The 25,983-nt window shown below is 61.1% G+C and carries 15 protein-coding genes and 2 pseudogenes; 10 read left to right on the forward strand and 7 right to left on the reverse strand.

Annotation, left to right across the window (positions count from 1 at the left end):
* Positions 1-7 precede the first annotated feature (7 nt).
* Entirely contained in the window at positions 8-811 is an 804-nt protein-coding gene (locus H2170_07925) for an HDOD domain-containing protein (protein ID MCS6300020.1), read from the reverse strand.
* A gap of 454 nt (positions 812-1,265) precedes the next feature.
* Between H2170_07925 and H2170_07930 the strand changes: the two genes are divergently transcribed.
* Positions 1,266-1,997 carry a YebC/PmpR family DNA-binding transcriptional regulator gene (locus H2170_07930; GenBank protein MCS6300021.1) on the forward strand — a complete coding sequence of 244 codons (732 nt, stop codon included), beginning with the start codon at positions 1,266-1,268 and terminating at the stop codon, positions 1,995-1,997.
* Positions 1,998-2,132: 135 nt separating this feature from the next.
* On the opposite strand, the gene H2170_07935 is transcribed toward H2170_07930, so the two are convergent.
* Complete coding sequence (locus H2170_07935; GenBank protein ID MCS6300022.1) at positions 2,133-2,723, reverse strand: DUF192 domain-containing protein; 591 nt, start codon at positions 2,721-2,723, stop codon at positions 2,133-2,135.
* Between the two features lie 46 nt (positions 2,724-2,769).
* On the opposite strand from H2170_07935, the gene H2170_07940 reads away from it, so the two are divergent.
* The 3 genes from H2170_07940 (at position 2,770) to H2170_07950 (ending at position 8,473) form a co-directional block, all read left to right on the forward strand.
* Entirely contained in the window at positions 2,770-3,846 is a 1,077-nt protein-coding gene (locus H2170_07940; GenBank protein MCS6300023.1) for an aminopeptidase P family protein, read from the forward strand.
* Between the two features lie 136 nt (positions 3,847-3,982).
* Positions 3,983-6,274 (forward strand): glycoside hydrolase family 3 C-terminal domain-containing protein, encoded by a 2,292-nt coding sequence (locus H2170_07945; GenBank protein ID MCS6300024.1) that lies wholly within the window; start codon positions 3,983-3,985, stop codon positions 6,272-6,274.
* A gap of 180 nt (positions 6,275-6,454) precedes the next feature.
* Positions 6,455-8,473 carry an ATP-dependent helicase gene (locus H2170_07950; GenBank protein MCS6300025.1) on the forward strand — a complete coding sequence of 673 codons (2,019 nt, stop codon included), beginning with the start codon at positions 6,455-6,457 and terminating at the stop codon, positions 8,471-8,473.
* Between the two features lie 152 nt (positions 8,474-8,625).
* Here the strand turns inward: H2170_07950 and H2170_07955 are convergent.
* A pseudogene (locus H2170_07955) lies at positions 8,626-8,987 on the reverse strand (GxxExxY protein).
* Between the two features lie 1,174 nt (positions 8,988-10,161).
* On the opposite strand from H2170_07955, the gene H2170_07960 reads away from it, so the two are divergent.
* The 6 genes and pseudogenes from H2170_07960 to H2170_07985 all read left to right on the forward strand — a co-directional run bounded on the left by H2170_07960 (position 10,162) and on the right by H2170_07985 (position 17,369).
* Complete coding sequence (locus H2170_07960) at positions 10,162-10,554, forward strand: hypothetical protein (protein ID MCS6300026.1); 393 nt, start codon at positions 10,162-10,164, stop codon at positions 10,552-10,554.
* Positions 10,555-10,668: 114 nt separating this feature from the next.
* Positions 10,669-11,961 carry a TolC family protein gene (locus tag H2170_07965; protein MCS6300027.1) on the forward strand — a complete coding sequence of 431 codons (1,293 nt, stop codon included), beginning with the start codon at positions 10,669-10,671 and terminating at the stop codon, positions 11,959-11,961.
* Complete coding sequence (locus H2170_07970) at positions 11,958-13,160, forward strand: efflux RND transporter periplasmic adaptor subunit (protein MCS6300028.1); 1,203 nt, start codon at positions 11,958-11,960, stop codon at positions 13,158-13,160. Before H2170_07965 ends, H2170_07970 begins: the two co-directional genes overlap by 4 nt.
* 11 nt (positions 13,161-13,171) lie before the next feature.
* Positions 13,172-16,348: pseudogene (locus H2170_07975) on the forward strand (efflux RND transporter permease subunit).
* A gap of 79 nt (positions 16,349-16,427) precedes the next feature.
* Positions 16,428-16,871, forward strand: coding sequence for a hypothetical protein (locus tag H2170_07980; GenBank protein MCS6300029.1), 444 nt, complete (start codon positions 16,428-16,430; stop codon positions 16,869-16,871).
* Between the two features lie 186 nt (positions 16,872-17,057).
* The gene (locus H2170_07985) at positions 17,058-17,369 is read left to right on the forward strand and encodes a hypothetical protein (GenBank protein ID MCS6300030.1); all 312 of its coding nucleotides are present in this window, start codon (positions 17,058-17,060) and stop codon (positions 17,367-17,369) included.
* Here the strand turns inward: H2170_07985 and H2170_07990 are convergent.
* The 4 genes from H2170_07990 to H2170_08005 form a co-directional block, all read right to left on the reverse strand.
* Positions 17,298-18,410, reverse strand: coding sequence for an LptF/LptG family permease (locus H2170_07990; protein MCS6300031.1), 1,113 nt, complete (start codon positions 18,408-18,410; stop codon positions 17,298-17,300). The two genes, H2170_07985 and H2170_07990, sit on opposite strands and share 72 nt — an antisense overlap.
* Positions 18,411-19,382: 972 nt before the next feature.
* Positions 19,383-20,375 (reverse strand): dihydroorotate dehydrogenase-like protein, encoded by a 993-nt coding sequence (locus tag H2170_07995; protein MCS6300032.1) that lies wholly within the window; start codon positions 20,373-20,375, stop codon positions 19,383-19,385.
* Between the two features lie 20 nt (positions 20,376-20,395).
* Positions 20,396-24,025: a pyruvate:ferredoxin (flavodoxin) oxidoreductase gene (gene nifJ, locus H2170_08000; GenBank protein ID MCS6300033.1), complete on the reverse strand. Its 3,630-nt coding sequence runs from the start codon at positions 24,023-24,025 to the stop codon at positions 20,396-20,398.
* A 160-nt stretch (positions 24,026-24,185) separates the two neighbouring features.
* Complete coding sequence (locus H2170_08005; GenBank protein ID MCS6300034.1) at positions 24,186-25,931, reverse strand: HDOD domain-containing protein; 1,746 nt, start codon at positions 25,929-25,931, stop codon at positions 24,186-24,188.
* Positions 25,932-25,983: the final 52 nt, after the last annotated feature.

The following is a 25,983-nucleotide window of genomic DNA, read 5'->3' on the forward strand; positions in this document are numbered from 1 at the left end:
GTGGCGGTTAAGATGAAAATTCCAGGGATTGTTTCAGTGCACCGCGGCTAATTTCGATCAGTTGCACGGATTTGATACCCAGGGCGTCGAGGCGGTTTTTGCGGAGGATTGCGCCGGCCTGTTGGGCGTGGAAGGTCGCGCGATTGCTTTCGGCCAGCGTCTCAGCCGTCTGTAAAATGAGCGACATGGGCGCCTCGTTAATGCAAGCGAGGTCGTCGGTGGATTTCTCGATGCTGTCGCTGACCGAGGCAGGGAAGCCCCACTTGCGTGTAATGAAACTGGATACCTCGATGTGATTAACCCCGAAGGTGTTGAACTCCCACTGCAGGAGCGAAACGGCGTCACCCCAGACCAGTTTATCGACGTGAGGAAACTGCTGTTCGGCCCATTTATTGAGCACCAAAATCCCCAGCGGGCGCATGAGACCGGCAAGGTAGGCAACATTGGGGTCGAGTTTGACCTCGGTGGCGATGAGTTGGCTGGCAGAGGCGGTGAACAGGACGCTTTTATTAAACTGATCGCCGGTGATTCCGTAGGCGCGCAGCTTTGGAGGGGCCATGCCCTGCATGGTGGCCGTGGCGATGAGGCGGGCAATCTCGCGCATCCCGACCCGCTGCAGGGCCTCCTCGATGGTTTTGCACACGTTGGAGGTGCGCACAAAAAAAGCGGAATTGGAGATACGAATGATCCGCGCCGACAACATCACGTCGCGCCGCAGAATCGTTGCGATATCCGCGATCGTGGTGCGCGGGTTACTGATCGCCATATTGAGCAACCCAAGGATTTGCCCCGAAGCGTTCAGTGAATCCATGAGAGGTAAAAGGCACTCACGGTCATTGGTCAGTCGCTTGACGTCACCGTCGGGTTTGGAGGGTTCCTGCAAATTCATGGGTGGGCTGTGAAGTTAAGGTTAATCTTCGACACGTTCAGCCAAGACTGAAGCGGCGTGTTGTTTTCTGTACTGCGTAAAAGCACTAAACCCTCAATAAAAGCAGTGCTAATATGCCTTCTGGGGTAAACACCGACCGGCAACATAGGGGAAACACCTGATCCGAAATCCGCCGAGGGAGCTTGGTTGTAAAAAGCCCCGCAAAAGCACCCCATTTTCAGCCCGTTTACGCCAGCTTGAGGTACTGATTGTTCACCGCTGGCGGCGCGATTCGCAGCCTACGGATTCGGGCTGAACGCAGCGGCAAAACAAGTATCCGCATCATCTACTTCTGTGATTGCTCAAGCCTGACCAGCCGCTTAACCCTTTCCGCCTTATGGGACGCCAATGGCTACACGCGAAACGTGCGATTGTTAACAACAAGAAGGGGCAAATGGTCGGCAAACAGGTGAAGGAAATCACCGTTGCCGCCAAAATCGGTGGGGCCGACATGGCCGCCAACGCCCGCCTGTTCGCCGCCGTCGAAAAGGCGAAAAAAGCCAGTGTCACGCGCGACGTCATCGAACGCGCCATCAACAAGGGCGCCGGCATCGGCGGCGAGAAAATGATCATGGACCACATCGTGTTCGAGGGCTACGCGCCCCACAAGGTGCCGGTCATCGTGGAAGTTTACACCGACAACGTGCAACGGACCACCCCCGAGATGCGCGTGCTCTTCAAAAAAGGCATCCTCGGCACCACAGGCAGCAACAAGTTCCTCTTTGAACACGTGGGTATCGTCGAAGCCCATACACCCGCCTCAACCACTGATTTGGAAGCCGCCGCCATCGAGGCGGGTGCCAACGATTTCGAAGCCATCAGCCACGAGCAAAACGACGACATTCCCGCTGAGTCGACCGGCGCCCGCTTCCATACGGAGCGCACCGCCGTGCACTCGGCCTCGACTTGGCTGTCGGCCAATGGCTGGACGGTCGTCACCAGTGAAATCGGCTACGTGGCCAAAATGTTCCCCGAACTGAGCGACGAGCACCGTGCCGATGTTGGCGAGTTCCTCCAAGCGCTCGAAGAACACGAGGACGTGCAGCGCGTTTGGGCGGCGGTTAAGTAACCCCGTCTTCGGTGTGAACGCTGCGCTCCAACCCGGCGTTCACACCCCTGTCTGACCCGGAGCCCAAGCGCCGGGGCAACTCCCTCAATGCGTGTGCGCTGTCGACTCGCAGCCGTCAGCGAAGCGGCAACCGCGTTATTTCAACCCATAAGCCGCCGGTGAAAATCCGCGCACCCGCAGGGCTACAGCCAGTGCCCTCAGGTCGAGCTGCGCACCCGGTTTCACCCCGTTGAACTCGAACCAACCCTGTTTCATTTCCAGCGCGAACATCAGCGCTCCGCCCCTGGACGCCACCGGTGTTTCGTCGAAGGGATACAGCGGGTAAATTTCCTTCAACGTGCCGTCCGCTGCGAAAAATCCGATGTCGAGCGGCGTGGGCGTGTTGCGCATCCAAAAGCTCATCCGCTGCGGCTTAGCATAGAGAAACAGCATGCCTTCGTCGGTCTTGAGGTCGGTACGCCCCATCAGCCCGTGCTCCATTTCAGCGCGTTTAACCGCAAGCTGCATCCGTACCGCTTTTCCACCTACCGCGATAGTATAAAAATCCGTAGCAGCATTTTGGGCCGTCGCAGCCTTCGTCTCGTCACTGCGGCCAGTACCGATGGAAAGCGCGAGGAAACCGGCGAGCGCCAGCACTCGCAGGAGCGACGAAACCTGATTTGCGTTTTGCACAGAGCACGTGACTGATTGTTTTAAATTTAAACACAACCTCATCGTGGCCCGCATCGCACCCGCCAAGCTCCTTTACGCCGACACTTCCCGTAGCGCCGACATGCTCTATTTCGGCCGTTTCAGTGTGCCGGATCCCTTCATCGCCATCGAGCTGCGTGGCAAAAAAATCGCCGTCCTCAACGCCTTGGAGTTTGGACGCGCCAAAAAAACCTCCGGCTTCGATACCGTGCTCGCCTTAGAGCCCTGGCTTGAAAAAGCCCGCGCGCGCCACCCCAACGCCAAAATCGGCGTGGCCGAGGTCATCGGCTTGCTTGCCCGCAACTACAAAACCCACGTCTTCGAGGTGGCCAACGACTTCCCAATCGGGCTGGCCGACCGCCTGCGTGAACTCGGCTTGAAACTCACCGCGGTTCCCGCCCTCTTCCCCGAGCGCGAAATCAAGACCGCCGCCGAAATCACCGCCCTGCGCGAGGGCAACCGCTGCAGCGCCCTCGGCATTGGTGCGGCCGAACGGCTCCTTCGCAAAAGCAAGATCAAGGCCGGTTTGCTCGTGCTCGACGGGCACCCGCTCACCTCCGAGCGCCTCAAGACCGCCATTGAAATCGCCTGCCTGGAGGCCGGCGCGCTCTCCGTCGATACCATCGCCGCCGGCGGCGACCAGGCCTGCGATCCGCACGAGCGCGGCTACGGGCCGTTACGCGCCAACGAGCTGATCATCGTCGACGTTTTCCCTCGGGTGACAGCCACTGGTTACCATGGCGACATGACGCGCACCTTTCTTAAGGGCCGGGCCAGCGAGGCACAAAACCACCTCGTCGCCGCCGTGCGTACCGCGCAGCTCGCCGCGCTCGAAGTCGTTCGCGCCGGGGTCAACGGCCGCCACGTTCACCAACAGTGCTTAAACACCTTTGAGCGCCACGGTTTTGAAACCAAACGCACGCCCACCGGTTCAGTCGGTTTTTTCCATGGCACCGGTCACGGGCTTGGCCTCGACGTCCACGAAGCACCGCGCATGTCCTCAGTCGATTACGTCCTGAAAAAGGGTTCCGTGGTGACGGTTGAACCGGGGCTATATTACCCAGGTTTGGGCGGCTGCCGGATCGAAGACGTGGTGCAGGTCACCGCGACCAAGCCGAAGCTACTCTCGGAATTCCATTACGACTGGGAAATCCGCTAACGGGGCGCCCGCCCCCAAGCCGGAGATGCCGAGAAATGGCGGGATGTGCCGAAGCCCGCCCCGAGCGCAAACCAGCATTTGCCCTGAGGCGGGTTTTACCCTCTCGTGGCCGCCCTTCGCCCCACGCCCACGCACCATGCGCCTGCCACTCGCCATCCTCGTCCCGTTACTCGCGGTTATTATGCACGCCGAAACCCCGTCCTCCCCTGACCGCGTTGAAACCCTACTGGCGCGCCTGACGCTCGACGAGAAATTGGGCCAACTCACCCAGGGCGTCATCCACACCCCCGAGCACGTCGAAGCTGCACTGGCCGATGTGCGCGCCGGCCGCTACGGCTCGTTTATCTTAAGCGCCCCGCCCGAGATCGCCACCGCGCTACGCAATCAGGTCCAGAACGCCGCTGTCGGCCAATCTCGCCTCGGCATTCCGCTGCTCTTTGGGGCCGACACCATTCACGGCTACCGCACGACTTTCCCCATCCCACTCGCCCTCGCCGCGGCGTGGGATACGGACCTGGTGGAACGCACTCAAGCCGTTGCCGCCCGCGAAACACGTGCGGTGGGCGCCGAGTGGATTTTCGCGCCGATGTGTGATCTGGCCCGCGACCCACGCTGGGGCCGCGTCGCCGAGACCTTTGGCGAAGACCCGTATCTCGGCGCGCGTTTGGTCGCCGCTTCGGTGCGCGGGTTTCAGGGCAGCAACCCGGCTGCGCCCGATCGCGCGGCGGCCACGCTCAAACATTTCGTCGGATACAGCGCGACGACCGGCGGGCGCGATTACAACACCACGGACATCACGCCGTTCACCCTGCGTAACGCCCACCTGCCCGCCTTCGAATCCGGCATCCAAGCCGGCGCTCTCGGCGTGATGAGCGCCTTCAACGCCATCGACGGCATCCCGGCCGTCGCCAACGGCGCGCTTCTCAACGGCGTTCTTCGCGATGAGTGGAAATTCACCGGCCTGGTCGTGAGCGACTGGAACAGCGTCGCGGAGAGTATCGAATGGGGTTACGCGGCCAACCGTGCTGAAGCCGCCCGCCGCGCACTGCTGGCCGGCAACGACATGGACATGATCTCCGGCTGCTACCGCGAAACCCTCGCATCCCAAGTCGCCAACGGCAGCGTGCCACTGGCTGTAGTCGACGAAGCCGTACGGCGCGTCCTCCGCCTGAAACTGCGCGTCGGCCTGTTTGAAACCCCGTTCGCCGATCCCACGGCCCCAGCACGAGCGTTCATGCAAGCGGACGCGGTTACGTTGGCCCGCGAAGCAGCCGCCCGATCCCTCGTTTTGCTTAAAAACGACGGCGTTTTACCGCTCGCCGTGTCGCCTGCAACGCAGGGTGCGGAGGCAACCCCCGCCGCACGCGTGCGCCGCATCGCACTGGTCGGGCCGCTGGCCGACGACGCGACAGAAATGCTCGGAACCTGGCCCGGCCACGGACGCAGCGAAGACGTTGTCACGCTCGCGACGGGCCTGCGCGAACGACTGGGAACCACCGCTACACTCACGGTTAATCGCGGCTGCGATTTACTCCCCTCCGGCCCACGCACACGCGCTCTGCCTGACGGCTCCGTGGTCATCGACGAAGCTGCCAACCACACTGCGGCAGTAGCCGACGAAACTGATTTTACCGCTGCCGTCGCCGCCGCGCGCGAGGCCGATGTAATCATTGCCGCCGTCGGCGAGCCGCGCGGCTGGTCGGGCGAAAACGCCTCCCGCGCCGAACTCACCCTCACCGGTAGGCAATCGGAGTTATTGCGCGCTCTCGCTGCCACCGGAAAACCGCTGGTCGTCGTGGTATTTAGCGGACGCCCGCTGGCGCTCACCGAGACCGCCGAAAAGGCCAACGCCTTGGTGCAAGCCTGGCACCCCGGACTGCAAGCCGGTCCCGCGCTCGCCGCCATGCTTTGCGGCGATCTGGCACCGGTCGGGCGCCTGCCAATGTCGTTCCCGAGGGCGACGGGGCAAGTGCCGGTTTACTACAACTACGCGACCACCGGTCGGCCCGACATGGTGGATTACCGCGACCTGACGCGCGACCCGCTGTACCGCTTTGGTTACGGGCTCACCTATACGACATTCAGCTACGGTTCGGTTGAAATCGTCCCGCCGACAATCGACGGGCAATCTGCTCGAGCGCGTGCCACCGTCAAAAACACCGGCAGCCGAACGGGAGAAGCCGTAGCGCAACTCTACGTGCGCGACGTCGCCTGCTCGGAAGGTGCCCGGCCCGCGCAAGAGTTACGCGGCTGGCAACGGTTGACGCTCGCGCCCGGGGAAAGCCGCACGGTGGAGTTTACCCTCACCGACGAAGCGCTCGGTTTCATCGACCGCGCCGGCCTGCACCGGGTGGAGTCGGGCGAATACCGCGTATGGATCGCTCCCCACGCGGGCACCGGTGAGGCGGCCGTGTACCAGCGCCCGTGAGCAACCTAAGGAGGAGAACGTTCAACACCCAACATTGAACGTCCAACATTCAACGGTCGGAGGCGGCGGTTGATTGGATGTTCAATGTTGAGCGTTGAATGTTGGACGTTGGTTAGAGGATTTGGGATCAACTTTCGCTTTGCGCCCAACGCTGTTTGCGCGAGCCTGACCGCTTCGCGCATGGACAACCACCACTCTTCCTCCGACCGCACCGCCTCCCGTGACAGCGTCCCGTCCATCGACTTCCGCGCGGCCCTTAACGACGAGCAATTCGCCGCCGTCACCGCCGAGCCCGGCCCGCTCCTGATCCTCGCCGGCGCCGGTTCGGGCAAGACCCGCACCCTCACCTACCGCGTCGCCTACCTGCTCTCCCAGGGCGTGCGTCCCTCCGAGATCCTGCTGCTCACCTTTACCAACAAGGCCGCCAAGGAAATGCTCCACCGGGTCCACGACCTCACCGGGGTCGAGCCGGGGCGGTTCTGGGGCGGCACGTTTCACTCCATCGGCAACCGCGCCCTGCGCATCTACGGCGAGGCCATCGGGCTCCAGAAAAATTTCACCATCCTCGATGCCGATGAGTCGGAGGCGATGCTCAAGCAGGTGGTCGAAATCGAGAACAAGCTGTTTTTTAAAGATAAGACCAACCCCAAGCCGGGCCCGCTGTTCAACGTCCTCTCGCTCGCCCGCAACACCCAGCGCAGCGTCGGCGTTACCGTCGAACGCTACTTCCCCCAGTATTCGGAGATCAAACACATGCTGCCGGCCTTCGCCGCCGCCTACGCGGAGAGGAAGCGCTCCCAGGCCGTGCTCGACTACGACGACTTGCTCGAACTGTGGCTGGAGCTGTTGAAAAAAGCCCCCGATGTCGCGGCCTATTTCGCCCAGCGCTTCCGCCACGTGCTCGTCGACGAGTACCAGGACACCAACACAATTCAGTCGCAGATCATCGACGCCCTCGCCCCGCATCACCGCGTGATGGCTGTCGGTGACGACGCGCAGTGCATCTACTCGTGGCGCGGCGCGGATTTCGAAAACATCATGACGTTTGAGGACCGCCACCCCGGCACGTTCATCCACCGCATCGAGACCAACTATCGCTCCACCCCGCAGATCCTCCAGCTCGCCAACGGCGTACTCGAAGCCCAACCCAAAGGTCGCCACTTCGATAAAGAGCTTCGCGCCTGCCGCAAGAACGGCCAAAAACCCCTGATCGTCCAGGCTATCGACGACCGTGAACAGGCAGATTTTATCCTCAAACGCACGCGCTCGTTAATTAACGACGACGGCGTTTCCCCCGGCGAAATCGCCATCCTCTACCGCTCGCATTTCCACGCGCTGGAAATCCAGCTGGCGTTCTCCCGCGCCGGCGTGCCCTACCAGATCACCAGCGGCGTGAAGTTCTTCGAGCGCCAACACGTGCGCGACCTGATCGCGTTTGTCCAATTCGTGGTCAACCCGCGCAACGAATCCGCGTGGAACCGCATCGCCATTCTCCTTCCAAAAATCGGCGACAAGGGCGCGCAAAAGATTCACGCCGCCGCCCTCGACCACGCCAAACTCATGCAGCGCGACTTCATCGACGCGCTCGCCACCGACGACGTGAAGAGCAAGGTCGCCAAGGATGCCAAGGACGAGTGGGCCAGCTTCTGCGCCTCGCTCAAAGAAATCTCCGATGCCATGCGCTGCGGCAAACCCGAGGCGGTCGTCTCCACCGCCATTGACGGCTGGTACGGCGATTACATGAAGGGCGAATACGCCGACTACATCGACCGCCTGGAGGAGTTAAAGGCGCTGATCGGTTTCGCCAGCCGCTTCGACGACCTGGCCGAGATGCTTTCGCAGGTCGCACTAATGAACGGTGAAACCAGCGAGCGCCACGTCGATGTGCCGCCCGATTCGGTTAAACTCACCACGGTGCACCAGTCGAAGGGATTGGAGTTTGACGTGGTGTTTGTGATCGGGGTGGCCGACGGCATGTTCCCGGGGCGCCGATCGATCGAAGCCGACGACGTCGAGGAAGAGCGCCGTTTGTTTTACGTCGCGGTGACGCGGGCCAAAAACGAGCTCTACATTTGTTACCCGAAAGTGGCCACCCGGGCCGGCCCAGGCGGCATGATGCTCACGCCGAGCCGCTTCATCACCGAACTCTCGCCCGAGCTCTACGAACCCCTGCGGATCAAACGCCAGTTCGGCTGGTGAGCGACGGGCAGGATGGAGACTCGATCCCTTAGATCTCTCGGTTGATGCCCGGACAGTGGCTTTTGGAGGCCGGAGGCAACCCACTCAACGCCCGAGGCGGGTTATTGTAAGACGACTATGTCTTTGCAGAACTCTCCCGCTCGGCCAAGGGGTCAATTGGAGACGCGTTTGATGCCTAGACTCGAATATTTGAAGTTGAGGAGTAGCGCGGTCTTCAGCCCCGTAATTTTTAGGTAGCAATCATCTGCGAAAGATGGGTGTCGTTGAAAGCGGTCACGATTTTGGGGTCCACGATTACAAGCCCCTCGACTATCAGATCAGGGATGAGTGTGCCAATGAGGTGTCCATCGTAGTAAGCCTCAAACGGTCGTTGGATCTCGGTGCGCAGGCCTTGCTTGGTGAGTTCAATAACTAGGGCCCGCTCGTAAAGCTTCTCGTCCAGTCCGGGCTTGAGAGCGAAGAGAACCTTGTGTGCGGCCCCAATTATTTTCTCGGTGAGTTCGTTTAGTTCCATATCCAGGGTTTGACCAGTAATCGCACCGAATAGACGGGATGGAGTAAAAAATTAGTCCCCCCACTCCGTGCATTCCGTTTACGCCGTTGTTAACCGCCGATCCTTTGACCACAGATTGCTCGGATTGCATGGATTCCGATCCGTAGAAAAGGAGGCTTCAGCGAACCGGGCTTTCTTGCTGGGTCCTCCTACCACTCCGTGCCTTCCGTGCACTCCGTGGTTAACCGCCGATCTTTTAACCACAGATTGCTCGGATTACATGGATTCCGATCCGTAGAAAAGGCGGCTTCAGCGAACCGGGCTTTCTTGCTGGGTCCTCCTACCACTCCGTGCCTTCCGTGCACTCCGTGGTTAACCGCCGATCTTTTAACCACAGATTGCTCGGATTGCATGGATTCCGATCCGTAGAAAAGGCGGCTTCAGCGAACCTGGCTTTCTTGCTGAGTCCTCCTTCCACCCCGTGCCTTCCGTGCACTCCGTGGTTAACCGCCGATCTTTTAACCACAGATTGCTCAGATTGCATGGATTCCGATCCGTAGAAAAGGCGGCTTCAGCGAACCTGGCTTTCTTGCTGAGTCCTCCTTCCACCCCGTGCCTTCCGTGCACTCCGTGGTTAACCGCCGATCTTTTAACCACAGATTGCTCAGATTGCATGGATTCCGATCCGCAGAAGAGGCGGCTTCAGCAAACCGGGCTTTCTTGCTGGGTTCTCCTACCACTCCGTGCCTTCCGTGCACTCCGTGGTTAACTGCCGATCTTTTAACCACAGATTGCTCAGATTGCCTGGATTCCGATCCGCAGAAGAGGCGGCTTCAGCGAACCTGGCTTTCTTGCCGCGTCCTACTTCCACTCCGTGCATTCCGTGCACTCCGTGGTTAACCTCCGATCCTTTGACCACAGATTGCTCGGATTGCATGGATTCCGATCCGCAGAAGAGGCGGCTTCAGCGAACCTGGCTTTCTTGCTGGGTCCTCCTACCACTGCCCTTCGCTGTGTCGTGTTCGGAGTTCATACCACCAAAGCAGAATCAAAATCCTTGTTTTGAGTTTAGAACCAAGTTGTTCCCCTGAGCCCCAAACACTTCCACTCCATGAAGGAAACACCCTGAAATGGCCTCAACCTCAGTGAAACTCACGTCTTGACGTTCCCCCAAGCTAAAACACAAAAACCCAACGTGTCCTTTTTCGCCAAGATCACTGCGCTGCTGGTGCTGGCCCTTTGGGCGCCGGCGACCTGGCACTGTGATCTGGAGGCAGCGGGTTTGCTGCAAGACGTCTCGCACACCGATTCCTGCTGCCAAACAAGCAACGAACCCTGTGGAGACGAAACCTGTCGGGACTTTACCCGCACGACCGCCAGCCCGACACCCGCTCCCGCTCTTTACGCGGCGAACGCTTGGGTTAACGAGCTCCGCGCTCTCCTGGCGAAGCTTGAAGCCACCGCGCTAGAACCCGTTGGTGCTCAATTTAGTCCCGGCACCACCCCGGCTAGCGAGTCACTCGCCCGAACGTGGTCGTTTGTGCGGCGTAGCGCCTTGCCGGCGCGCGCCCCCGCTTTAGTCGCTTAAGCCGTCCCTGCGCGGACCGGCTTTGTTTTCCCTGCGTGCCTAAATGGGCACTTCACTGGGCACCTACCTGTGCCGATAGAGAGCGACTACTGAATTGCATTAACCTCCTTTATTATGCCCCTGAAGCGCCTTCTGCACCCTCACCTTTCGCGGATTGGCTGCGTGGCCCTAACCTTGGCAACGGTTAGCTTTGGCCAAACCCCGTCCGACTCCCCGCTCACGCTGCAAGTCGCCCTGGCGCGTGCGAGCGAACTCAACCCGCGCCTAGCCGCACTGGGCTACGCTCAGACGGCCAGCGAGGCGTTGATCGAGCAGGCTGGGCAGCGCCCCTCACCCACGGTGGCCCTCAGCGCCGATGACCTGCTGGGCACCGGTGATTACACGGGTCTTGGCCGCTCACAAACCACGCTGCAATTGAGCCAAACCCTAGAACGCGGCGGCAAACGCGAAAAGCGCATCCATCTCGCCAGTCACGAGCGCGAGGCGGCCGCCGCCGAGTTTGTGGTGCAGCGCACCGACGTGCTCGCCGCCACCGCATTGGCCTACACCGCCTGCCTCGCTGCCGAAAAACGCCTCGTCCTTGCCGAGGATGCGGTAAAGCAGGCCCGTGAACTGCTCGCAGCCCTCACCACGCGCGTTCATTCCGGCGCAGGGTCGCCCACTGAAACGGCGCGGGCCCGCAGCGCTCTGGTGGCCGCCCAGGCCGACCTCGCGCGCGCCCAAGCCGCCGCTGCCAGCACCCGCGCCACGCTGGCAACGTATTGGAACGGCACCGACACCGAGCTCGCCCCGCTGATTGGGGAACTGCGAATCCCGGCTTCGCTCCCCGACGCCACGCTAGCGCTGGATCAACTCGGCCAAAACCCGCGCATCGCCCTACAGCAGGCGCGCATCGCCAGCCAGCGATCCACCCTGCAGGTTGCCAAATCGCAGACGGCCGTCGACGTGACGGCGAGCGGTGGGCTGCGCTATTACAGGGAGGACTCCGACGGTGCGCTCGTTTTGGGCGTCTCGGTGCCGCTGCCGATGCGCAATTACAATCAGGGCAACATCCGTGCCGCCCGCGCCAGCCTTGCGGGCGCCGAGCAGACGTTGGTCGCCATCAAGGCCGAACTACGCGCGCAGCTGGCCGCCGCATGGCAGGAGTTAAAAACCGCGCACCTCACCGTCCTAACCTTGAACCGGGATGCCCGCCCCGCCACCGAAGAAGCGCTCGCCCTCGTCCGGCGCGGCTACGCGCAGGGTGAAATTCCCTTAACCGAGGTCTTCGAAGCCCAGCGCGCGCAATCCGTCCTCTCCCGCGAAATCCTCGATGCCGAATGGGCCTACGCCGCCGCACTCGTACGCTTCGAAGCCCTCACCAACTCCACTTACCCGCTCACCAGCGCCCTGCTTTCCCCCCGATGAAATTCGTCAGCCTCACCCACCCGCTCCGCTTCGCATTGCCCCTCTTGGTTGCCCCCTTGCTTGCGGCCGCTACCTCCGATCGACGCGCCAACACCATCATCCTCGACGAGACGGGAGTTAAAAACCTCCGCATCCAGACCGTGCAGGTGGAGCCCGATGTATTTAACGAAACCGTATTCGCCTTGGGGCGCATCGAAGTTTTACCCGGCAAACGTGCCGTCGTCAGCAGCCGCATCCCGGGACGAGTGCTCGCCGTAAACCTTGAGCATGACCACCCGGTTAATCAGGGTGAATCCCCCTTTCTCGTCGAAAGCCGCCAACTCGGCGATCCGCCACCCTCGGTCACGTTAAACGCACCGCTTAGCGGCATCGTCAGTGCGGTCCACGCCGTCGTCGGCGAGCCAGTTGACCCCGACAAGCCGCTGGCGGAAATCGTCGACCTGACCACCGTCTACGCGATTGCCCGCGTGCCCGAGCACCTCGCCAGCCGACTGAAGGTCGGGCAACGGGCCCAGATCACCGTGACCGCGGCCTCTGAAGACATTTTCACCACCGAGCTTCACCACGTTGGAGCCTTGGCCGATGCCGCCAGCGGCACCGTTGAGGCGGCCTTTCAAGTGGCCAACCCCGGCCTCAAACTACGCCCCGGGATGCGCGCTGAGTTCTCAATCGTCACAGCGCACCGCAGCGACGTCACCAGTGTTCCGCGCAGCGCAATCCAGGGAACGCCCTCGAGCCGCTTCGTGTACGTGAAGGACTTCGATCTAGCCAACGCGTTTGTGAAAACTCCAGTGGTGACCGGCGCCAGTAATGATCGTGTCGTTGAAATCATCAGCGGCTTACTTCCCGCCGACGAAGTCGTCACCCAGGGCGCCTATTCGCTGGCCTTCGCGGGCGGTGGCACGCTGTCGCTCAAAGAAGCTCTCGATGCAGCACATGGCCACGAACACAATGCCGATGGCTCCGAAATCACCGCCACGTCCAAAGCCGCTAAAGCCAAGGCCTCGGGCGACCAGGGCCATGCGCATAGCGAACACGCCCACGGCGACAGCACGCTTTGGAAAATCCTCAGCGGCGTGTTTTTCGTGGCGTTTCTCGTAACCCTTTTTAGCAAGTCCGCGCGGCCCGCCCCCGGTGTCGGCCGTTCAAATCCGGACACCACTGAAGGGGTCCCGCCCTCGGTCAACCCCAAGCCCTAAAGCGACTGACCATGCTCAATCGACTCATCCAGTGGTCGCTCGCAAACCGGGCGGTGGTGCTAGGCATTGCGCTCATCGTGCTCGTGCTCGGCCTGCAATCCAGCCTCACGCTGCCCGTCGAAGTCCTGCCCGACCTCACCAAGCCCACCGTTATCATCCTCACCGAGTCCCCCGGCCTCGCCCCCGAGGAGGTGGAAACCCGCGTGACGCAGCCGCTCGAAAGCGCACTGCTCGGCGTCTCCGGGCTAACGCGCCTGCGCTCCAATTCCGACGTGTCGCTCTCGCTCGTTTACGCCGAATTCGACTGGGATACCGACATCTACAAAGCCCGCATGCTCGTGCAGGAACGCCTGCTTACAGCCCGCGAACAACTCCCCGAGGGCGTGCAACCCTTCGTGACTCCGGTGGCCTCACTCATGGGCGAAATCCTGCTCGTGGGCGTGCGCTGCACCGTGCCAGCGGGCGAACCCGGTTACCTGCCACCCAGCGAGGTGCGCACGCTCGCCGACTGGACCATCCGCCGGCGCCTGCAAAGCATTCCCGGAATCGCCGAAATCCTCAACATGGGCGGCGGCGTGAAGCAGATCGAAGTCCAGCCCGACCCGTACCGCATGCTGGCAAACGAGGTGAGTTTTGCGGAACTGGAAACCGCCGTCGCCCACGCCGCCAGCACCACCACCGGCGGCTTTATCAACACCGGCCCGACCGAAATCATGGTGCGCAATCTCGCCATGACGACCGACCTGAGCGACCTCGCCCGCACGGTGGTTAAACACGTCAACGATCGCCCCGTAACGCTTGGAGAAGTCGCTGCGGTTATTTGGGGAATCGAGCCCATGCGCGGCGATGCCACCGTAAGCCAGACACCCGAAAAAACGCCGACCTAAGGCGTCATCATGTCGATCACGAAGTCCCCCGGTTTCGACTCCCGCGCCCTGACCACACAAATCAAGGCGGCACTCGCCGAGTTGCAGCCCGCCCTGCCGCGCGGCGTCGAGACGATCACCCTGTTTCAGCAAAAGGACTTCATCGACCACGCCATCGGCAACCTCAAGGACGCCATCCGCGACGGCGCCATCATGGTGACGGTGGTGCTGTTCCTGTTCCTGCTCAACGTGCGCACGACGGTCATCACGCTCATGGCCATCCCGCTGAGTTTCGCCATCACGCTGCTCACGTTTAAACACTTCGGCATCACGGTAAACTCGATGACCCTCGGCGGCCTCGCGGTGGCGATCGGCATGGTGGTCGATGACGCCATCGTGGACGTCGAAAACGTGTTCCGCCGCCTGCGTGAAAACGCCTCAAGCGCCACGCCGTTACCCAAGTTGCAGGTGATCTCGGCGGCATCGAGCGAAGTGCGCAGTTCGATCTTTTATGCGACGCTGTTAATCATCCTCGTTTTCCTGCCCCTGCTCGGTCTGAGCGGCGTCGAGGGGAAGCTCTTTGCTCCCATCGCCATCGCCACGATCGTGAGCATGGTCGCCTCGTTTGTCGTCTCGCTCACGCTCATCCCCGTGCTGTGTTCGCTGCTGCTCAACCCCAGCGCAAAGGATGCCCACCACGACGGCTGGCTGGTTGTGCGCCTCAAGCGCATTCTGAGCGCCACCAGCCTCCGCGTCGGACTCGACTATCCGATTCCCGTTCTCGTCTTGGTATTCACCGGCATGGTGTCGGCCTTCCTGCTGTACCCCAAAATGGGCAAGGATTTCCTGCCTGCCTTCAGGGAGGAAACCGCACTCATCGCCGTGACCTCCGCGCCGGGCACGTCACTTGATGAAATGAACCGCATTTCCGACGTCATCGAGATGCAGATCCTCGCTGTACCCGAAGTGCGCAAAGTCGGCCGCCGCCTCGGCCGCGCCGAACGCGGCGACCACGTGGTGCCGGTTTCCACCGCCGAGTTCGATGTGGACTTCCGCGATGCCAGTGACGGCCCCCATGCAGGCCCGCCTGCGCGCAGTCGCACCGAGATTTTGGCCGAGCTTAACCGCCGCCTAAAAACCGTGCCCGGGACCTTTTCTGTGGTTGGCGGCCCATTGGCCGACCGCATCGGCCACATGCTCAGCGGAGTCTCCGCGCCTGTGGCGATCAAGATCTTCGGCCCGGACCTCGACACCCTGCGCAAGTTGGGCACGGAGGTGCAGACCATTGCCAAAAGCATCCGTGGCTTCGAGGACGCCAAACTCGACCAGCAGTCCACCATCCCGCAGCTGCGCATCGAGGCGAACCGCGACCGCGCCACGGCCTACGGTGTGACACCTGGCGAACTGAACGACCAACTCAGCACGTTCATCGGCGGCAAAACCATCGCGGAACTGCGCGAGGGGCAGCGGGCCATCAACCTGGTTATCCGCCTGCCGCTGGCGTGGCGCGACTCAGCGGAAAAAATCGCCGAGCTGCCGATCAAGGCCGGTAACGGCCAAATCATTCCGCTGTCGGCTGTGGCCGACGTGCGCGAGGCGCGGGGCCCCAACGTGATTTTCCGCGAAAACAGCCAGCGCCGCTTCACCGTGGCGATTAAGCCCACGGTACGCGACGTGGGCAAAGTCGTGGAGCGGCTGCAAAACGAAGTGAATGCCAAGGTGACGCTACCGGAGGGATATTTTATCACCTATGAAGGTGAGTTCAGGGCGCAGAAGGACGCCACCCAGCGCATCGCCCTGTTTAGTTTGGTGGTGTTCGCCGTGATCATTTTCCTGCTCTACGGCTATTTCCAAAGCTGGTCACTGGCGCTGCAGGTGATGATCAACATTCCCTTGGCGCTGGTCGGCGGGCTGGTGTTTACCTGGCTCAAACTCGACAACATCAGCATCGCCACGCTCGTCGGTTTTATAGCCGTAGGTGGGGTCGCCGCACGCAACGGCATCATGATGATCTCGCATTACCTGCACCTGATGAAACACGAGGGGCTCGGCTTCACCCGCGAGATGGTGGTGCGAGGTACGTTGGAGCGCATGGTGCCCGTGCTGATGACGCCGCTTGCGGCCGGCATTGCGTTGATACCGTTGGTGCTCGCGGGCGACCAACCGGGTAAAGAAATCCTCCATCCGGTCGCAGTGGTCATCGTGGGCGGTCTAGTCTCCTCGACGCTGCTCGATTTTTTGGTGACCCCGCTACTCTTCTACACCTTCGGCCGCCGTGCTGCCGAGCAAGCGCTGGCTCGTGGCGCAGCCGCCGCGCAATAACTCGGCCCTTTTTTTCTGCCCTCCCCATTTCCCGTCACAATCCAACCCCAACCAAACAGTCTCGCCTCATCCTAGTACTATGAAAAGCCAACTCCTCCGCCTCCTCGCCATTGCCGCACTCGCCCTGAGTGCAAACTTCGCCACCGCTCACGAAACCATCATAGCAGGCCCTAATCGCGGCCGCATGCTCACCAAGAGCAAGCCACCCGCCGAGTTCCTCGTCACAGCGGAGCGCAAGGTGCAGATCACCTTTATCGACGCTGACGGCAAACCCGTAGCTCCCGCCGACCAGGTCGTCACGGTAACCACGGGCAACCGCGCAGCACCTACCACGCTGACGTTCACCAAAACCGGCAACAGCCTGCTCTCCGATATCGTGCTTCCTGTGGGCAACGATTTCCCCACGGTGGTGCAGATCAAAGCGACACCAGAGGCGAAGGCGACCGTCGCCCGCTTTAATCTCAACACCGCTACCTGCCCCGGTTGCAAAAACCCAGAGTACGTTTGTATCTGCGGACACTGATTAAACTGATTAGCGTTCAAGTGAGGCTTACGGCCTCCTTGAGCTCACGCTCAAGACCACATTCTTTGTGTACTCATTGAGTACATCCGCCTCGTGGCCTTGAGGCGTGATCGCACCTAGCTCGTTGACCTTAATGGAATTCAGCGTCCCGTTGATTTTTTCGCCACAAAATCGCGCACAAACACCATGATTGTCATTCGCCGATTGGTGGACCGCCAGCGCTCCTACACGGGGATTTTCCTGCCCGGCGAAGCCGCGCAAATTTTCCCGACTACTGACTTCGAACACGGGCGCATCCTGCAGATTTACAAGCAGGACAAGGCCTACGCGGGCATCGTTAACGATTTCAGCGACGATTCCCCGCTAGCGCCTTCAGCCACACCAGCGGCTCCGGCGCAAACCCCGCCGGACGCCCACGCTGCCGACTCAGCGCACGCGGGCCAAAAAGAACAGCCCCGCGCCAAACATCGTCAGGCTCGGAAGCAGCGCCGCCCATAGCACCGGAATCACGTCGCGGCCACCGAGCATCGAGCTGGTTTTAAGAAGGATAAAATAGACCACAAACAGGCCGAGCGACTTGGTCACACCCACGGCCGGATTAACCCGCACGCCGCTCACCGCAAAGGGTATGGCCAGAGCGATAATGATCAGCGGTCCCAGCGTGTCCGCAAGAAGCCCATAATACCGCACCTGATAGGCCTTCAACTTGGGGTTATCGTCGACTGAGAAAAAGGCGATGATGCGCTGGAGTTGCGTAAAGGAAAGGTTCTGGGGCTTGGCATCAAAAATGAGCATGAGCGCGGGATCCTCATCCCAATCCGGCCGATGCAGTTCGGTAAACAGCTTGGAGCGTTCGACCTCACCATCCTCGGCATTAACGGTGAGCTCGCGGCCGTCGCGAAACACCCAACCGCCGCGCACTGGATCGCGTGAAGCCTCGCGGGCCAACAGCCGGGATTTTTCGCGGCGTTGGCCATCGAGTTCCACCACGGTAACCCCATAACCGCGGCGGCTGAATTGGCCGTAACGATTAAAAAACCACATGCGTCCGTCCTTGCGGTTATCGAAGGCAACATTCGGCTTCACGCCAAGGTGCTCAACCGTGAGGCTTTTCGAGGCGTGGCGATAGGCGATGTCGTCCTTGATCGCCCGGGCTTCCTCCATCGACCACGGGATCACCGTGGCGTTGATGTACCACATTACCCCGCACAGGAGCACGCCCACGGCCCAGATGCCGCGCGTAATGCGAAACAAGCCCACGCCGGCCGCGCGCATGGCGGTGATCTCATTATTGCGGTGCAGTTGGCCTAAGGTGTAGAGCAGCGAAACCAGCAATGCCAGCGGCAGCACGACCGACAGATAACTGGGCAACTTGATCATGTAGTAAATGACCACGTCGGTGAACCGGGCGCCGTTGGCCAGCAGGTCACGAAAATCCTCGAACATCGCCTGCATGAGCAGCAACCCGAGGGTAGCGGCCAGCACGAGCCCGAGCATTTTCAGCCACTCGCGCAAAAGGTAGCGATCGATGAGATTCAAGACCTGCGGTTATTGAACAGCGGAAACCGAAAAGCAAAGCGAGAACTGCCCCGAGACCGCAGCGGAGGCGCCCCTGCACGCTCCGGCCCAAATCAACTCGCACGCTTTGCACCTTAACCGCCGATCCTTTAACCACAGATTGCTCGGATTGCATGGATTCCGATCCGCAGAAACGGCGGCTAATACGATCCGGGCATTCTTGCCGCGTCCTCCTTCCATTCCATGCATTCCCTGCACTCCGTGGTTAACCGCCGATCCTTTGACCACAGATTGCTCGGATTGCATGGATTCCGATCCGCAAAAGCGGCGGCTAAAACGATCTGGGCATTCTTGCCGCGTCCTCCTTCCATTCCATGCATTCCGTGCACTCCGTGGTTAACCTCCGATCCTTTAACCACAGATTGCTCGGATTGCATGGATTCCGATCCGCAGAAACGGCGGCTAATACGATCCGGGCATTCTTGCCGCGTCCTCCTTCCATTCCACGCATTCCCTGCACTCCGTGGTTAACCGCCGATCCTTTGACCACAGATTGCTCGGATTGCATGGATTCCGATCCGCAGAAACGGCGGCTAAAACGATCTGGGCATTCTTGCCGCGTCCTCCTTCCATTCCATGCATTCCGTGCACTCCGTGGTTAACCTCCGATCCTTTAACCACAGATTGCTCGGATTGCATGGATTCCGATCCGCAGAAACGGCGGCTAAAACGATCTGGGCATTCTTGCCGCGTCCTCCTTCCATTCCATGCATTCCGTGCACTCCGTGGTTAACCCGCCGATCCTTTAACCACAGATTGCTCGGATTGCATGGATTCCGATCCGCAAAAGCGGCGGCTAAAACGAACCCGGATTTCTTGCCGCGTCCTGCTTCCACCCCATGCATTCCGTGCACTCCGTGGTTCAGCGTGCAGGCGCAAAAAAGGGCGCGGCCTGGCCTCGTCCATGGGCTTAGACGAACTCGTGCACCGAACTCAGATTTTCCAGCTTTGGAGAATCTTGATGTAATTGGCGCGTTCGTGGGCGGCTGCGTCCGGGCAGCGTTTAAGATTGAGCGCACCTCGCATGGTCGAGAGATCCTCGTGGCCATGTTCGCTCATCCAACCCGTCAGGCCATCGAGGAGAACCGGGATGGTGCGGGGGCCATGTTCAAGCAGCACCGAGACGATCTGCACCGCATGAGCACCACCTAGAATCGACTTGATCAGGTCGTCAGGCGTATGCACCCCTCCACTGCAGGCCAGCGAACCTTTTAGCTTTGGCGAGAGGATCGAGAGCCAGCGCAGACGCAGGAGCAACTCGGACGAGTACGAGAGCTTGAGACGGGGCACCACTTCGAGTTCATCGATGTCGAAATCTGGTTGGAAAAACCGGTTAAAAAGCACCAGCCCCTCCGCACCTTGTTGCTCCAGCGAGGCGGCAAAATGCGCCAACGAGGCGTGGAAGGGGGAAAGTTTAACCGAAACAGGAATACGCACGGCCTCGGAGACGGCGCGCACGATGGAGCGGATTTCTGTTTCGATGTCTTCACCGGAAACATCAGGATCGGTGGCGAGCTGATAGGTATTCAGTTCCAGCGCATCAGCACCGGCAGACTCCAATTGGCGGGCATAATCGACCCAGCCTCCCAGACGGCGGCCGTTCAACGAGGCGATCACCGGAATGGACAAGCCGGATTTGAGCCGCACCAACGCTCGCAGGTAGGTATCGGGAGTGAGCTGATAATCGTCGTAATGAGGAAAGTAGGAAGTCGCCTCGAAATTACTTTCGGCGGAGGTTTCCATGTGGTGAATCAGCGCCTGTTGTTCGAGGTCGATTTGCTCCTCAAACAGCGAGTGCATGACGATCGCGGACGCACCGGCTTCCTCAAGCCGCTTACTTGCATCGAGGTTATCACAAAAAGGCGAGGCACCTACGACGAGGGGATTTCGCAGCGTGAGGCCGAGGTATTTGGTTTCTAGATTCATTTCAGGAGTGCGGGGTGGGATTACTTGGCGGCGGGTTTCGTGTCGGACGGAGCGGCAGGAGCAGCGGACGTAACAACCGCGACTTTTACGGGTTCAGCCAGGTGCTGGTAGTGCGCGTAATGGCGGCGAACCTCGGTTTGAGCCTGGGCGGCGAGCACCTCGGCGCGGGCAGGGTCGATGTTTTTCAGAATCCCGAAGCGCGTTTCGTTGGCCATGAACTTGGACAAGTCGGTCTTGGGCGGCGCCGAATCGAGCTTGAGCGGGGTCTGGCCGGCTTCGGCCAGGCGCGGGTCGTAGCGGAAGAGCGGCCAGTAGCCGGTGTCGACCGCGAGTTTTTGCTGATCGAGGCCCTGATGCAGGCTGTAGCCGTGGGCGATACAGTGCGAGTAGGCGATGATGAGCGCCGGACCAGGATAGGCCTCGGCTTCGCGCAGCGCCTGAACCGTCTGGCTGTCCTTGGCGCCAAAGGCGATCTTGGCGACGTAAACGTGGCCGTATTGCGCGGCGATGAGGGCGAGGTCCTTCTTGGACGTGGCTTTGCCACCGGAGGCAAACTTGGCGACCGCGCCCATGGGCGTGGACTTGGAGGACTGCCCACCGGTGTTGGAATAAACCTCGGTGTCGAGCACGAGGACTTTGACGTTGGCTCCGGAGGCAAGCACGTGATCCAGACCGCCGTAACCAATGTCGTAGGCCCAGCCGTCGCCACCGATGGTCCACACGGTTTTTTTAACCAGGTCGTCGGCCAGAGCCGCGAGACGGCTGGCGGTGGGTGAGGCCAGCGGCTTGAGCGCGGCACGCAGGGCAATGACACGCTCGCGCTGGGCGGCGTAGTCGGCTTCGCAGGCCTGCGGCGAATTCAGGATCGCCTCCGCGAGTTCCAGGCCCACGTCGGCGGCGTGCAACTGCAGGAGCTTGCGGGCGGTTTCCAGACGCTGATTGGCGGCGAGGCGCAGACCGAGGCCGAACTCGGCGTTGTCTTCAAACAGGGAGTTGGCCCAAGCCGGGCCGCGGCCGTTGTTGTCCTTGCAATACGGCGTGGTGGGCAAGTTGCCGCCGTAGATGGACGAACAGCCCGTGGCGTTGGCCATGATCAGGCGGTCGCCAAAGAGCTGGGTGAGCAACTTCAGGTAAGGCGTTTCACCGCAGCCCGCACAGGCGCCGGAGAACTCCATGAGCGGTTGCAGGAACTGTGAACCTTTGACCGTGGAGGTGTCGATCTTGGCGCGGTCGGCCTCGGGCAACTTGAGGAAAAAGTCCCAATTGGCGCGTTCTTTGGCGAGCAAGGGCGGCTGCTCGACCATGTCGATGGCCTTGTGGCGCGGGTTGGATTTGTCCTTGGCCGGGCAGACCTGCACGCACAGCGAGCAACCCGTGCAATCCTCGGGCGCGACCTGGAGGGTGTAAAGGTAGCCGGGGAAATCGTTGGAGCGGAACTTGGTGGAGGCGAAACCCTCGGGCGCGCCTTCGAGTGCGGAGGCGGGATAAAACTTGGGGCGAATGGCGGCGTGGGGGCAGACCATCGCGCACTTGTTACACTGGATACATAGGGCGGAATCCCAGACGGGGATTTCGAGGGCGATGTTGCGCTTCTCGAACTTGGTGGTGCCGGTCGGCCAGCAGCCGTCGATGGGCATCGCGCTCACCGGCAGGCGGTCGCCTTCGTCGGCGAGCAGGCGCACGGTGACATTACGGACGAACTCGGAGGCACCGGGATACGTCGGGGCAAGGGAAGTGACGGCAGCAGCATCGACGGCAACGGGGATGACCACCTCGGCCAAACCGGCGAGCGCGGCGTCCACGGCGGCGTAGTTCATCTGGACGATCTTCTCGCCCTTGCGGCCGTAGGTTTTCTCGATGGCCTTCTTGATCTGCTTGATGGCCTCGGCCTGCGGAAGCACGCCGGAGAGGGCGAAGAAACACGTCTGCAAGACGGTGTTGGTGCGGCGGCCCATGCCGCTGGCCTGGGCGACGGCGGTGGCGTCGATGACGAACAGGCGCAGCTTTTTGGTGATCAGCGTTTCCTGCCATTCGCGGGGCAACAGCGCCCAGGTTGCGGCGGCGGAATGCGGCGAGTTGAGTAGCACGGTCGCGCCGGGAGCGGCGTAATCCAAAATCTTCTGGCGACCGACAAAGGTGAACTGGCTGCACGCCACAAAATCGGCGTGGCGGATCAGGTACGGGGCCTGGATAGGACGCGGGCCGAAGCGCAGGTGGGAGGTCGTGACCGAACCGGATTTCTTGGAGTCGTAAACGAAGTAGCCCTGGGCGAAGTTATCGGTCTGTTCGCCGATGATCTTGATGGAGTTTTTATTGGCTCCAACGGTGCCGTCGGCCCCGAGCCCGACGAACACGCAGCGACGCACGTCGGAGGCTTCGAGATCGAAGTTTTCGTCGTAGTCGAGCGAGGTGCCGGAGACGTCGTCGACGATGCCGAGGGTGAAATGGTTTTTCGGCTCGCAGTGGAGGAGGTTGGCAAACGCGGCGCGGACCATGCCGGGGGTGAATTCTTTGGAACCGAGTCCGTAGCGACCACCCACGATGCGCGGTGCGACAGCAAAGGTGCCGGGATTTTGGGCAATGGCCGAGACGACGTTGAGAAAAAGTGGTTCGCCGAGGGAGCCCGGCTCTTTGGTGCGGTCGAGGACGGCGATGGACTTCACGGTCGACGGCAGTGCGGCGAGAAACGCTTTAACGTCCAGCGGCAGGAAAAGACGCACGGCCAGAACGCCGACTTTTTCACCGTGGGAGACCAGCCAGTTCACCGTTTCGGTGATGGTTTCGATCGAGCTTCCCATGGCAATGATCACACGCTCGGCCTGGGCGTGGCCGTGGTATTCGTAGAGCCGGTACTGGCGGCCGGTGACCTCGGCGAGGCGGTTCATTTCGCCCTGCACGATGGCGGGCAGTTGGTCGTAGAACGTGTTAACCGTTTCACGCCCCTGGAAATACACGTCGGGATTCTGCGCGGTGCCGCGTAGGGCGGGTTTGTCAGGCGAGAGGGCGCGGGTGCGGAACTCGGCGATGGCCTGTTCGCTGATGACGGCGCGAATGTCGTCGTCGGAAAGGGTGGCGATTTTGGAAACCTCGTGGGAGGTGCGGAAGCCGTCGAAGAAATGGATGAACGGGATACGCGAACGGTTACTGGCTGCATGGGCGACGAGAGCGAGGTCCTGGGCCTCCTGGCCGTTATTGGAACACAGCAGCGCGAAACCGGTGGCGCGGCAGGCCATGACATCGGAGTGGTCACCAAAGATGGACAAGCCCTGGGCGGCGATGGCGCGGGCCGAAACGTGCAGGGTGAGCGGCAGGAGTTCGCCGGCGATTTTGTAGAGATTGGGGATCATCAGCAGGAGACCCTGCGATGCGGTGAACGTGGTGGTGAGCGCCCCACCCAAGAGTCCACCGTGCACGGCGCCAGCCACGCCAGCTTCGGATTGGAGCTGGGTCACGAGAGGCACCTGCCCCCAAAGGTTTTTTTTGCCGGCCGCCGCCCATTCATCGCACGACTCGGCCATCGAGGAAGACGGTGTGATGGGGTAGATGGCGATAAACTCGTTGAGCCGGTAGGCGACGGAAGCGACGGCCTCGTTGGCGTCACACGTTACATAGCGAGGGGTGAAGGAAAATCCGGAACCGGAAGATTTCATGGGGCGAGGTGCCGAGCCGGCAATAAGGCCAGAAGGGGCAGTCCCAAGATGCCAAAAAACGCGCAGTGGGGCTGCGCACAGGTTGGCGGAGTATCGGCGGATCTTGCGCGGCGGCGGTGCGCAGCGGGCGACGAGCTCAAGCCGACCGCTCAATTTAAACTCACCGGCTCTCCACAAGAGCAAACTCCGCAAGGTGCGGCGCGATGAGGCTGCGGATGAGGCTGGTTTGCGCGGCTGTGACGACGATTTTACGCGGCTTTTTCCACGTCAGGTAAACAAAGCCTTCAGCAGGTTGTTCCGTGCTCAACGCAAAGAGCAAAAACGCACCTGGACGACTTGTGTCCCGCCCCATCCATAATGGCAGGTAATTATCCAAACTGGAGTTAAAGCCATCGTGGATCAGCACCGTTTCGTGCCGCATCAAACACACGCCAAAAACCGTGCGCTCGGTGGTGGTGCACACGGGAGTTGCCCCACCGGTTCCGCCGAAACCACCCGTCCACCGATGCAGGCTCGCGCGCTTGCCGCCCTTTCGGCCCAGGAAAATGGCGCAATGATCGGCCTGCATCACCTGCTGAATGGTGGCCAACACGCTCACCCACGGGTCTTCGGCGCCCAACGACAACGCATCCGCAGGGAGAGCTTCGGCTTGAGACTCGAAGGCGATCGACCCGGCGAGCTGCTCGGCCCAATCCATTGGTTGGCCCGAGGCGAGGCGTAGCTCCGCTTCGGACTCGGCTTCGGCGGCGGGGGGCGCAACGGGAGAGGTCGCACGGGAAGAGTCGGTCGGGGCGGACGGCCTCGTCACGGGCGCGGTCGTGAGCGCAGGCGCGTCGGTTTCGGCAGTGAGGCCCGCTTCGGCTGTTACAACATTGGTCGTGGCGGTGGCGGTGGCGGTGGCGGTGACCTCAGTTGTTGAAACGCCGGGGGACGCGTCGGCGCTGGCGGGATCGACCTGCGGCTGGGTGATCAATTTGACGTGAGCTCGCAGCCGCGAAAAAACCGTAGGCGAGATGAAGTTCCCGTGCCGGGTCAGGGCGGTGAGCTGTTCATGGGTATGCTCCATCGCCGCAGCAATAAGCGTCCCCGCCTCGGGTACGATTTGTTCAAAGCGCTGAGCCAGCGCCTGAGCCTGCTCCAAAAACTGGGTGGAACTGAGTTTGGGCGACAACGCCAGCGAGGCCAGTTGTGAGCTAAATTCGGTAATGCAGAGGATGCGTCCGGAAAGGTGGGTGGCGACCTCGGTCATGTCCTCAGGCTGGCAATCCTGCATGGCGTACAGGACCTCCTTGGGCATGCGCAGAGTGCTGATCATTTCGCGGCTCAGGTCCAGCGGCGTCAGACCAAATATGTGGCGGCAGGCCTGGTCCTCGGGCATGGTTTCACGCAACGGGCCGACCTCGCGGCAATGCTCAGGCGCCATTGCGGGCAGCAGGACTGCGCCGAGGTTGCGCAATGTGCCACAGGCGAAGAGCAGATCCGGATCGGCGTAACCCAGGCTGTCGGCACACGAACGCGAAATGAGCCCGGCGCACAATGCATGGGCGGCGGCGGCGCGTTGTTCAGGGCTCTGGGTAGTCCCAGCCGCGCCCTCCAATAGCATCATGGATACGGCGATACTGCTGATTTTTTGGAAACCGACCTGGTGAACCGCATGGCTAAGACTGGTCAGCGGAGAGATACAGGGGTTGTTGCGCACCGTGTTGGCCGCGCTCAACACCCGGCTCACCACAATGGGATCACGCTCAAGAATATCCGTAAGTTCCTGGAGACAAATATTCTCAACCTTGCCGGAGAGCGTTTGAATCAACTTAAGCATATCCTGCAGCACCGCCCCGCGCCCCGATAGAACGAGGGTCCGTGCGCGGTCCACGGTTTGGGCGGATGTGAGTGGGGTGATCGTCACGTGAAAGCTCCATCCTTTAGAACGGCCCTTTGCGCCGAAGCTTAAGCGGTAA

Source organism: Opitutus sp. (assembly GCA_024998815.1).
Lineage (GTDB): Bacteria > Verrucomicrobiota > Verrucomicrobiia > Opitutales > Opitutaceae > Rariglobus.

What these genes read in the sequence shown, in the direction of transcription:
- H2170_07965 (MCS6300027.1), top strand. Translation starts at nt 10,669, where the DNA reads ATGCCCCTGAAGCGCCTTCTGCACCCTCACCTTTCGCGGATTGGCTGC.
- H2170_07995 (MCS6300032.1), bottom strand. Translation starts at nt 20,375, where the DNA reads ATGAATCTAGAAACCAAATACCTCGGCCTCACGCTGCGAAATCCCCTC.
- H2170_07950 (MCS6300025.1), top strand. Translation starts at nt 6,455, where the DNA reads ATGGACAACCACCACTCTTCCTCCGACCGCACCGCCTCCCGTGACAGC.
- H2170_07935 (MCS6300022.1), bottom strand. Translation starts at nt 2,723, where the DNA reads ATGCGGGCCACGATGAGGTTGTGTTTAAATTTAAAACAATCAGTCACG.
- H2170_07985 (MCS6300030.1), top strand. Translation starts at nt 17,058, where the DNA reads ATGATTGTCATTCGCCGATTGGTGGACCGCCAGCGCTCCTACACGGGG.
- H2170_07940 (MCS6300023.1), top strand. Translation starts at nt 2,770, where the DNA reads ATGCTCTATTTCGGCCGTTTCAGTGTGCCGGATCCCTTCATCGCCATC.
- H2170_07980 (MCS6300029.1), top strand. Translation starts at nt 16,428, where the DNA reads ATGAAAAGCCAACTCCTCCGCCTCCTCGCCATTGCCGCACTCGCCCTG.
- H2170_07970 (MCS6300028.1), top strand. Translation starts at nt 11,958, where the DNA reads ATGAAATTCGTCAGCCTCACCCACCCGCTCCGCTTCGCATTGCCCCTC.
- H2170_07925 (MCS6300020.1), bottom strand. Translation starts at nt 811, where the DNA reads ATGGATTCACTGAACGCTTCGGGGCAAATCCTTGGGTTGCTCAATATG.
- H2170_07930 (MCS6300021.1), top strand. Translation starts at nt 1,266, where the DNA reads ATGGGACGCCAATGGCTACACGCGAAACGTGCGATTGTTAACAACAAG.
- nifJ (MCS6300033.1), bottom strand. Translation starts at nt 24,025, where the DNA reads ATGAAATCTTCCGGTTCCGGATTTTCCTTCACCCCTCGCTATGTAACG.
- H2170_07945 (MCS6300024.1), top strand. Translation starts at nt 3,983, where the DNA reads ATGCGCCTGCCACTCGCCATCCTCGTCCCGTTACTCGCGGTTATTATG.